The 9,308-nt window shown below is 57.0% G+C and carries 10 protein-coding genes and 1 riboswitch; of the genes, 5 read left to right on the top strand and 5 right to left on the bottom strand.

The genetic code is table 11. The annotated features are described in order from the left end of the window. Positions 1 to 3: 3 nt before the first annotated feature. On the bottom strand, positions 4 to 1,059 hold the full coding sequence (gene cobW, locus ACR0MJ_RS11675; protein WP_480761070.1) for a cobalamin biosynthesis protein CobW: 1,056 nt from the start codon (positions 1,057 to 1,059) through the stop codon (positions 4 to 6). Beyond that, on the bottom strand, positions 1,056 to 1,436 hold the full coding sequence (locus ACR0MJ_RS11670) for a DUF1636 family protein (protein WP_170391837.1): 381 nt from the start codon (positions 1,434 to 1,436) through the stop codon (positions 1,056 to 1,058). The genes cobW and ACR0MJ_RS11670 overlap by 4 nt, the downstream gene beginning before the upstream one ends. 85 nt (positions 1,437 to 1,521) lie before the next feature. After that, positions 1,522 to 1,728: riboswitch (cobalamin riboswitch) on the bottom strand. A 105-nt stretch (positions 1,729 to 1,833) separates the two neighbouring features. Here ACR0MJ_RS11670 and ACR0MJ_RS11665 point away from each other — a divergent pair. The 3 genes from ACR0MJ_RS11665 (at position 1,834) to ACR0MJ_RS11655 (ending at position 4,546) form a co-directional block, all read left to right on the top strand. After that, positions 1,834 to 2,820 (top strand): NAD(P)-dependent oxidoreductase, encoded by a 987-nt coding sequence (locus ACR0MJ_RS11665; protein WP_480761343.1) that lies wholly within the window; start codon positions 1,834 to 1,836, stop codon positions 2,818 to 2,820. 114 nt (positions 2,821 to 2,934) lie between these two features. Further along, on the top strand, positions 2,935 to 3,942 hold the full coding sequence (locus tag ACR0MJ_RS11660) for a glycosyltransferase family 2 protein (protein WP_480761068.1): 1,008 nt from the start codon (positions 2,935 to 2,937) through the stop codon (positions 3,940 to 3,942). Then, entirely contained in the window at positions 3,935 to 4,546 is a 612-nt protein-coding gene (locus tag ACR0MJ_RS11655; protein WP_170563592.1) for a class I SAM-dependent methyltransferase, read from the top strand. Before ACR0MJ_RS11660 ends, ACR0MJ_RS11655 begins: the two co-directional genes overlap by 8 nt. 124 nt (positions 4,547 to 4,670) lie before the next feature. Here the strand turns inward: ACR0MJ_RS11655 and ACR0MJ_RS11650 are convergent, their stop codons facing one another. Genes ACR0MJ_RS11650 through ACR0MJ_RS11640 form a run of 3 tightly spaced genes read right to left on the bottom strand, consistent with a single transcriptional unit; the run spans position 4,671 to position 7,673 of the window. Next, the gene (locus tag ACR0MJ_RS11650) at positions 4,671 to 5,669 is read right to left on the bottom strand and encodes an ABC transporter substrate-binding protein (protein WP_480761066.1); all 999 of its coding nucleotides are present in this window, start codon (positions 5,667 to 5,669) and stop codon (positions 4,671 to 4,673) included. Continuing rightward, positions 5,648 to 7,015 (bottom strand): sensor histidine kinase, encoded by a 1,368-nt coding sequence (locus tag ACR0MJ_RS11645; protein ID WP_480761065.1) that lies wholly within the window; start codon positions 7,013 to 7,015, stop codon positions 5,648 to 5,650. The genes ACR0MJ_RS11650 and ACR0MJ_RS11645 overlap by 22 nt, the downstream gene beginning before the upstream one ends. Continuing rightward, positions 7,005 to 7,673, bottom strand: coding sequence for a response regulator transcription factor (locus ACR0MJ_RS11640; RefSeq protein WP_480761063.1), 669 nt, complete (start codon positions 7,671 to 7,673; stop codon positions 7,005 to 7,007). Before ACR0MJ_RS11640 ends, ACR0MJ_RS11645 begins: the two co-directional genes overlap by 11 nt. A gap of 108 nt (positions 7,674 to 7,781) precedes the next feature. Here ACR0MJ_RS11640 and ACR0MJ_RS11635 point away from each other — a divergent pair, with 108 nt between their 5' ends. Continuing rightward, complete coding sequence (locus tag ACR0MJ_RS11635) at positions 7,782 to 8,759, top strand: tripartite tricarboxylate transporter substrate-binding protein (RefSeq protein ID WP_170391824.1); 978 nt, start codon at positions 7,782 to 7,784, stop codon at positions 8,757 to 8,759. Between the two features lie 66 nt (positions 8,760 to 8,825). Next, positions 8,826 to 9,308, top strand: a complete 483-nt coding sequence (locus ACR0MJ_RS11630) for a tripartite tricarboxylate transporter TctB family protein (RefSeq protein ID WP_170401217.1) — start codon at positions 8,826 to 8,828, stop codon at positions 9,306 to 9,308.

The following is a 9,308-nucleotide window of genomic DNA, read 5'->3' as shown; positions in this document are numbered from 1 at the left end:
GTCTTACTCGGCAGCCTCGGTTACACCCACGAGGATATCGCGGATCTCGGCCTCTTTGATATCGTCATGCTCGGCAATGACCACAAGGCGCGAGCGACGGTCTTCGCCGGGCTCCCACGGGCGGTCATATTGGTGACGCACGCGCGCACCGACGGCCTGAACCAGTAGGCGCATGGGCTTGCCCTGAACGGCGGCATAGCCTTTGACGCGCAGGATATTCAACTCGTTGGCCAATCGTTCAATCTTGGCGACCAGATCAATCGGATCGATTTGCTCGGGCAGTTCAACGATGATGCTTTCGAAATCGTCATGCTCGTGATCGTGATGGCCGTCGTGATGGCTGGGACGCGCGTCCATGTCATCCTCGGCCGCGGCTTCTAGACCCAGCACGACGCGGACGTCCACGGCACCCTCGGCCACTTCGACCACGGGCATGGGGCGGGGCGCTTCGGCGGCGATGATCTCTTTCGCTTTCGCAACGCCTTCCGGGCCAGCCAGATCGGGCTTGGTCAGCAGAATGATGTCGGCGCAGGAAATCTGATCCTCGAACACCTCGGACAAGGGAGTTTCATGATCAATCGAGTCATCTGCCATGCGTTGCGCATCCACCGCCTCGACATTCGGAGCGAACCGACCAGCGGCCACGGCCTCGGCATCGGCCAGAGCAATCACGCCATCGACGGTGATTTTCGAGCGGATATCGGGCCAGTCGAACGCCTTCAGCAGCGGTTTTGGCAGGGCAAGACCGGAGGTTTCGATCAGGATGTGATCGGGGCGCGGCTCTAGTGCCATCAGGGCTTCAATGGTCGGGATGAAATCATCGGCCACGGTGCAGCAGATGCAACCATTGGCCAGTTCCATGATGTTTTCCGCCGGGCAATCAGGAATGGCGCAGGACTTCAGGATATCGCCATCGACGCCGACATCGCCGAATTCGTTGACGACCACCGCCAGACGCTTGCCCTGCGGGTTCTGCATCAGATGGCGCACCAGTGTGGTTTTGCCCGAGCCCAAAAAGCCGGTGATCACAGTGACGGGGAGTTTCTCGAGATTGCTCATTTCAGGGCTCCAATCGGGGGAATGCGGGCCGCACAGTTTTTGCGGAAATGTTCGGGACGTTCGCGCCATTTGACCAAACCGTCCTCGGTGGCGAGGTATTTGGCTGCGCCTTCGACGATGGTTTCGACATGGTCGATCTCGTTCAGATGCTCATACACGAAAGTCCAGCGATCCGGTCCTCCGCGTAGCACGATCGAGCAGCCTTCATCGCAATTCGACAGGCATTCCACAGCTTTCAAGGTAATGCCTTCGGGCAGGCCCGCCTGTTCAAGCGCCTTGTGCAGCAACGTGCCGGGGCGCTGGGCGTCATCCTCGACAGGCAGCCCGCGACGGCAGGTAGTGCAAACCAGCAGTTCGACCGGTGCGGTCTCGGTCATGTCTCTCATCCCCCCAAATCCTCTTCGTGGGGGACGGGGTTTCATGCGGGCCGATCACAGCCCCACACCGGAACACCCCGTCCGGTTTCATCTTCGGGCGTTGGCAGGTCTCCCGGCTTGCGGATGTCAGAGGAGGCCTCTGTCGGATGTCCCGCCTTCCCGGCCATACTGCCAGTGGCTTTGGGCACCCTCTCCGGTCACGGTCGCGGGGGCGGCTGCGTTTGACGGCAAAAACCGCTGACGCATTCCCTTTTCATCTGCTCTCGCAGACACCAACGAAAGGGACATGCGGCAGGGCAGGGTTGCTTGTCAAGCGAGTCGCGCCGATCCGTGAAAAAGCGGATAAAAAGCGACCTGTCGGGGTCGCTGGGCGGCATGATACTTCTGCAACGACGTGCTGGCATGGCAGCAAGATGCGAACAGGAGGATACCGCGCATGAAGGTAGGGTTTATCGGGCTGGGGAATGTAGGGGGCAAGCTATCTGGATCGCTGCTACGAAACGGTATCGATCTGACGGTTCATGACCTGAACCCGGATCTGGTGACCGAATTCGTCGCCAAAGGTGCCAAAGCCGCCGAAAGTCCGGCGCAGCTGATGCGTGATTGCGATGCGGTGATAACCTGTTTGCCTTCTCCTGCGGCCTCGGATGCGGTGATGCAGGAAATGTTGCCAGAGGTCGGCCCTGGCAAAATCTGGATGGAAATGTCGACCACCGACGAAGCCGAAGTCAAACGCCTTGGCGCAATGGTCATCGAACGAGGCGGCGCAGCGGTGGATTGCCCGGTTTCGGGCGGATGTCACCGGGCAGCGACGGGTAATATCTCGATCTTCGCAGGCTGTGATCGTGAGACTTTTGAACGTATCCTGCCATTCCTGACCACCATGGGGCGGCGCATTTTGCACACGGGCGATCTGGGCTCGGCCTCTGTTCTGAAGGTGTTGACCAATTATCTGGCTACCGCCAACCTGATCACCTGCGCCGAGGCATTGGTGACAGCCAAGGCCGCCGGCATGGACCTTGGAACCACCTATGAGGCGATCAAGATATCGTCAGGCACATCCTTCGTGCACGAGACCGAAAGTCAGGTCATCCTGAACGGCTCGCGCGATATTTCCTTCACCATGGACCTGGTGAAAAAAGATATCGGTCTGTTTCAGGAGGTCGCCGACCGTGCCGGAGTTCCCCTTGAGATAAACCCATTGATGATCAAGATTTTCGAAGATGGCATCGCGCGATATGGTGAGCGTGAACTGTCCCCGAACATCATCAGGCGGCTAGAGGACGCGACCGGACTGGAGATCCAGGCGCCAGGGTTCCCAACCGAGATGCTGGACGACGAGCCAGAAGAACCGGGTTACGAGGTGATCCCGCAGAATCGGTAGATCAAATAATCGGCAAGCGTTGCGGCTGTCTGGCGACCTGGTTGGACAAAATTCTGGGGCTATTCTAAATAGGTCAACAGTAGTCCAACACCGGCACAGGCAAGAGAACAACTTATGACGAATGAGACCTTTCTCATCGTAACAACGATGAAAAACGAAGGGCCTTTCATGATCGATTGGGTGGCCTACAACCACGCAATCGGTTTTGATGACATTCTGATTTATACCAATGATTGCGCTGATGGTACCGATGCCATGGGTGACCGGTTGCAAGTGCTTGGCTGGGCTCACCACGAACGAAACAGACTGGGTCCGCGCGCCGCGCCGCAGGTTCGTGCATTTTCGCTTGCGCGGAATCACCCAAGCTATCTGTCATCGGATTGGATTCTCAGTTTGGATGTGGACGAGTATATCAATATCCGTTTGCCCAATAGTGATATAAGAAGCCTCGTTGAGGCCAGTGGCGTGGCGGACGCGATCTCGATCTGCTGGCGCATGTTCGGAAACGCGGGTCAGAACGATTTCGTTGATCGACCTGTACCTGAGACTTTCTTTCTGGCCGCCACCGAAGACGGCTATCCGCATCACCGGACCAAAGGGTTCAAAACGCTGTTCCGCAACAACGGAAAATTCAGCCGTTTTCGCGCCCATCGTCCCAGGATCAATCCAGAAGATGCACCGAACCCTGACGCGCCATACGAAGGCGTGTTGTGGCGGGATTCGGGCGGGAACCTGTACCCAGCAGACCAAGTGAAATGGAAAGCATGGCGTGGTTTCAGCCATGAATTCGCGCGCATTCATCATTATGCTGTGCGCAGCACTGATAGCTTTTTGGTCAAGCGCGACCGTGGGCGCACCAATCATGTGGGGCAGGATCAAGGGCTCAAGTACTGGCTCATGATGAACCACAATGATGTTGAGGATCGCTCAATTCTGGAACACATGCCGGCTATGCACGACATCAAATCTGAGATGATGGCAGATCCGCAATTGGCAGACCTCCATCACCAAGCATGTGAGTGGCACAGATCGAAAGCCGAAGAATTGAGAGCCAGACCGGACTGGGTTGATCTGGTTGAAGCGTTGCAAAATTCCTCTACCGGAGAAGACGTCTATGGGTGAAGCTGTATCTGCTGAGGATCGCCGCAAGAAGCAAGCTGAGCAGCGCGAGCGGAAGGATTCCCTGCGGCGCGAAATGCTCAAGACCATGCCGCATGGACGGCTGAGCGTTGAAATTGGCGTTTGGAAGGGCGAGTTTTCGCGGATTCTGCTGGAAGAGCTGCAGCCCTCGAAATTGTGCCTCATCGATCCCTGGCAAGTACAGCAAGACCCGGATGGCGGTGCTTCGCTTGCCGGAGCGCGCACGCAAAAGGATATGGATCGAATTTACGAGGCAGTGACGGGCAAATACAGCACCGAGATTGCCAAGGGGCAAATTTCGATCATTCGCGACTATTCGCGACCAGCGCTGAGTCTGTTTGAAGATCAAAGCATCGGGTTTGCCTATTTGGACGGCGACCATTCCTACGAGGGCGTAAAAACGGATCTGGATGCTTTGCTGCCCAAGATGATCGAAGGCGGCGTAATCATGCTTGACGATTATCACAGGCGAGGGTGGTGGAAAGATGACGTGATGCGTGCGTTCCACGAATTCCTCGGGGCACATTCTGCGGGGCTGCGGCTCAAGGCCATCATGGGGGCGCAGGTGGCCGTCGAGAAACTTTGAGCCGAGATCATTTTTCTGATTATAGATTCGTGCGACGTAATCTGGGCTGGCTGATGTCTTCCAGCGTCAACAGTGTTAAGCAACAAGTTCAGCGATGACGGATAGGGTTGTTGTCTAAGTCCGATCATTTTTGAATAGCGGCACTTTCCCAGGCAGACAGGAACTTTCTGCGCTTCAGCGTATCGAGGAACGTCAACAGCGCAGGGTCCAGCGCAATCGCTGCGCTTTCGGTCGTGGAGTCCTGCGTGTCCAGAAGTGGCAGTGCTGCCATTGATTCCGGATTCAGCGTGGTCAGGTGCCGGACAAAGGTTTCCGCTTCCTCCGGCAAGCGGCTTTTGCCAGTTACCATGGCGGTTCGCATCATCGTCGTCTGAAAATCCGAAGGCAGAATGATCTGAAGGGCATCCTTTCCTTCTGTTCGTACCGCCGCATAACTGCCAAGCACGTTGTAGGCCACCGCGATCGTACCATCCGCCAGGTCGTTAATCATGTCGCCCGAACAACAATACAGCCGCACGTCCAGGCCGCCCAAAACCTCCATCAAGCGCCAATAGGTTTCCGAGGCGCGGGCGTCCTGCGTCGCGAACAAATAGCCCAATCCCGACTGGCGCACGTCATAAGTGCCGACTTTGCCCCGAAAATCATCCGGGCGGGCGCGCAGCGCTTCGATCAGTTCCTGCCGCGTTTGCGGCATTGGTTGTCCTTCGAACGCGGTGCGGTTGACAACGATGGTTGCGGGTTCCGAAGTGAAGGCGAACAGGCTTTGATGCCATTGCGCCCAAGGGGGGTGTGGAAGATCGTTAAGCGCCAGCGCATATCCGTCATTCGCGAGCTTCAGTTGCAGGTCCATCGCGCTGGAAACGACAACGTCGAACGCTTCTGGCGTGGCTCGGACGCGTCGGTCGATATCGGCCGTGCCGGTCACCAGATATTCGACCGATATCGCTGGATTCTGGGCGACGAAATCCTCGATCAGCGGCGCAAACAGGGCGGTATCGGTGCTGGAAATGACCCGCAGTCGGGGGCCGTCGGCACTTTCGTTGAATATTTGTCGGTCTTCCCAATCCTGAGCCCCTGCGCCGCAGGCGAACAGGCATAGGATCAGAGTGACAAGATAACGCATGCGCCGCCCTCCGCTTTGTTTGACAGTACCAGCGTGCCACCATGGGCGACCGCGACGTCCTGGGCAATGGTTAGCCCGAGGCCCGATCCGATGGTTCCCGCCGCGTTCTGACCACGTTCGAAACGTCTTGTGAGCGTTTCGATTTCATCTGGCGGAAAGCCTGGCCCCTGGTCACTGACCGTGATCCGGGCTGTGGGTGACCCTGCGACATCGATGACTACGGTACTGTCCGCTGGCGCATATTTAAGCGCATTGTCTACCATGTTCCGCACCGCATTTTGGATGAGGATGGGGTCGCCCGAATACATGACCTGCGGATCGCCGCTCAAAGCAAGCGAAAGGTCTTTCATTTCAGCGATGGGCGTCAAGCGCTGGACAAGCTCTCGGATCAGAGTCACCAGATCGATATCCTCGCGCTCCAGATGGTCGGCGCGGAATGTGATCATGGCGTGATCCAGTAGTTGCCCCGCAGCCCGAGAGCTTTCGTCGATGGCGCGCATCATTGATCGTAACGCCTCGCGGTTGTCTTCTCTCTCGACCCGTTGCAGCGTCGCCTCGGCATAAGACCTGACCGTTGCCAGCGGGGTGCGGACCCTATGGGCGGCCTCGGCGATAAAGTCCTCGGATTGGCTGAGTGACTGGTCCAGGCGTCCCATCAGCGAATTCAGCGATGACACCAAAGGCGCCATTTCACGCGGTACTGGTTTTTTGAATGGGCTGAGATCTTGCGGTCCCCGACGGGTGACGGATGTCGTTAATCTGTCGAGCTGGCCGATGGTGGCCGAACTCACCCAGAAGGACAATACAGCCGCAAGCACAAAGAACCCCAATCCCAAAAGGCCAGCATTGCGTGAGATTTGATCCAGCGTCTCCGACAGCGCATCTTGGGTCTGTCCCAAGGCCACTTCGATTTCTGTCTGATTTCCCAGCCCAACCAGTGTACGGCTGGCACTGACCTGACGAACGTTTTCACCGCGCACTTCATCGAAGCGAAAGGTCCATTTTCCATCAGCGGGTCCTTGAGTCGGGGCCAGATCTTCGTAGCCGGACAAGAACTCGCCATCCTGAAAGATCGCATAAAACACCCGGTCGTCCGACGGCGTGCTCAGCATGGAAAAGGCAGCATAGGGGATATCGACTTCAAGCTCGCCTCCACGCAGCGCCGCGGCATCGAGGATCGAGGTGACTGAGGCACCCAGAATGTTGTCCTGACCTTGCTGGGCAACCTGAACTGCATAGTCGCGGACAGCAAAGAACAGCACGAGGGCCAGAATCGCGGCACCGCCGATTAGCGTTAGCGCAAGACGGTTTCGCAGTGATCCGGAAACATTTGGATTAATTGCCATGATCCAGCCTGTAGCCCAAACCGCGCAACGTTGTGATCCTGAGGTCCGATTTTTCCAGATGCTTACGCAGTCGTCCAACATACACCTCGATGGCATTGTCCGAAACATTGTCGTCGTAGGAGAACAACCGGTCCGCCAGCTTCTGCTTAGAAAACACCTGACCGGGGGCGTTGATCAGCAGTTCCAACAAGCGCAGTTCGCGGTTGCGAAGCGAGACGATGTCGTCGCCCACCGTCAAATAACCCGCAACCGGATCAAAGACGACGCCGCCAATTTCAATCGTCGTTTTGGTCTTGCCGGATTTGCGTCTCAGCACTGCGCGGCAGCGCGCCTCAAGTTCGGCATGGTCGAAGGGCTTGGTGACATAATCGTCCGCCCCAAGATCGAGTGAGCCGATTCGATCCGACACTTGACTGCGGGCGGTCAGAACGATGACAGGTGTGTCCAGATGGCTGGCGCGATGCCGTTTGAGGAAATCGCGCCCGTCCCCGTCGGGAAGCATGATGTCCAGCAGGATCAGGTCATACTCATCGATTTCAACAAAGGCCACAGCATCTTCTATTTTCTCTGCGTGATCAACCACATGCCCGTCCAGTCGCATGCGCGAACTTATGGCATTGGCGAGGTCCAGATTGTCTTCGACCAAGAGGAATTTCATCGGGATCCAATAGTAATTTCACCCATGACAGGTTGATGTCAGGTTGATGTGTTTAGGTTTCGAATAATCTGAGCCGCACTGCGGCCGGTTGTCAAACGGGAGGAATTCATGACGACAATCAAACTGGGCCGTCGCGCCCTGATCGCGGCTGTGACCGCTATTGGTCTGGCTGGACCGACTTTCGCTGAAGAGGTCGTAGATAGCATCCACTTTCTGATCCCCGGTGGCGCAGGAGGCGGCTGGGACGGCACGGCCCGTGGCACTGGTGAGGCGCTGACGAATGCGGGTCTCGTGGGAACTGCATCCTACGAAAACATGTCGGGCGGCGGCGGTGGTAAAGCCATTGGATATCTGATCGAAAACGCCGACAGCAACCACGGCACGCTTATGGTCAACTCGACCCCGATCGTGATCCGCTCTCTGACCGGAGTGTTCCCGCACAATTTCCGCGACCTGACACTGGTCTCGGGCACGATCGGCGATTACGCCGCGATTGTTGTGGGCAAAGACAGCCCCATCAATTCAATGGCGGACCTGCTAGCCGCGTATGACGCCGATCCAAGTACAACGGCCATCGGCGGCGGTTCTGTGCCGGGTGGGATGGACCATCTGGTCGCGGCGATGGTTATGGAAGCGGCAGGCAAGGACGCTTTGGGCGTGAAGTACATCCCCTATGATGCAGGTGGCAAAGCGATGGCCGCGCTTCTGTCCGGTGAGATTGCCGCGCTGTCGACCGGTTTCTCGGAGGCTGTCGATCTGGCGAATGCGGGTGAGGTGAAGATCATTGGCGTCACCGCAGAAGAGCGCGTGGATGCAGCCCCTGATGCGCAGACCATGAAAGAGCAGGGCATCGACACAACTTTCGTGAACTGGCGTGGGTTCTTTGCTGCTCCTGGTCTGCCCGAGGATAAGCTGGTCGCTTATCAAGAAGCCATCGCCAAGATGTATGACACACCTGAATGGGAAGAGGTCCGCGCCCGTAACGGTTGGGTGAACATCCACAACTCGGGTGCTGATTTCCAATCGTTCCTGGAACAGCAGGAAAAGCAGATCGGCGATCTGATGAAAAAGTTGGGTTTCCTGTAAGGATACCTCGGGCAGAGCGGGCAACCGCTCTGCCTCAACCAACAATAAATCAAAGGAGGGGGAAACATGGCGCTGGATCGCTGGATCGCGCTCGTTTTGCTGGGCATATGCCTGACATATGGCTACACTGCTTGGTTCACGATGGATGGCAGTCTGCCCCCCTTCATGCAGCGCAACCCCATTTGGCCGAGCACCTTTCCCAAGGTGCTGTCGATTTTGGGGATAATTGCCACAACGATTATTCTGTTGGGCTTTGAAAAGGCTGAGCCCAAAGAGGCTGATATCGATTATCGGAGGCTGGGCGAATATCACTTGGGCCAGGCGCTGCTGTTGCTGGCTTTGATGGTTGCCTATGCGCTGTGCCTGCGTCCGGTTGGATTTCTGATCTCGACATCCGGGTTCCTGATCCTCGGTTCTTTCATTCTGGGCGAACGCAAATGGCACGTCATGCTGCCGGTTGCCGTAATCGCTACAGGTTCAGTCTGGTACCTCGTGCAAGAGGTTCTTGGCATCTACATGCGACCCTTGCCGGGCGTTTTCGGAGGCTGA

Source organism: Ruegeria sp. C6, assembly GCF_056537625.1.
Note: the sequence above shows the minus strand (reverse complement) of the source record. Positions and strands in the feature narration are given on the sequence as shown.

Excerpts from the sequence above, each read along its gene's own strand:
- cobW (WP_480761070.1), bottom strand. The coding sequence starts at position 1,059 with ATGAGCAATCTCGAGAAACTCCCCGTCACTGTGATCACCGGCTTTTTG.
- ACR0MJ_RS11670 (WP_170391837.1), bottom strand. The coding sequence starts at position 1,436 with ATGACCGAGACCGCACCGGTCGAACTGCTGGTTTGCACTACCTGCCGT.
- ACR0MJ_RS11660 (WP_480761068.1), top strand. The coding sequence starts at position 2,935 with ATGACGAATGAGACCTTTCTCATCGTAACAACGATGAAAAACGAAGGG.
- ACR0MJ_RS11655 (WP_170563592.1), top strand. The coding sequence starts at position 3,935 with ATGGGTGAAGCTGTATCTGCTGAGGATCGCCGCAAGAAGCAAGCTGAG.
- ACR0MJ_RS11650 (WP_480761066.1), bottom strand. The coding sequence starts at position 5,669 with ATGCGTTATCTTGTCACTCTGATCCTATGCCTGTTCGCCTGCGGCGCA.
- ACR0MJ_RS11645 (WP_480761065.1), bottom strand. The coding sequence starts at position 7,015 with ATGGCAATTAATCCAAATGTTTCCGGATCACTGCGAAACCGTCTTGCG.
- ACR0MJ_RS11640 (WP_480761063.1), bottom strand. The coding sequence starts at position 7,673 with ATGAAATTCCTCTTGGTCGAAGACAATCTGGACCTCGCCAATGCCATA.
- ACR0MJ_RS11635 (WP_170391824.1), top strand. The coding sequence starts at position 7,782 with ATGACGACAATCAAACTGGGCCGTCGCGCCCTGATCGCGGCTGTGACC.
- ACR0MJ_RS11630 (WP_170401217.1), top strand. The coding sequence starts at position 8,826 with ATGGCGCTGGATCGCTGGATCGCGCTCGTTTTGCTGGGCATATGCCTG.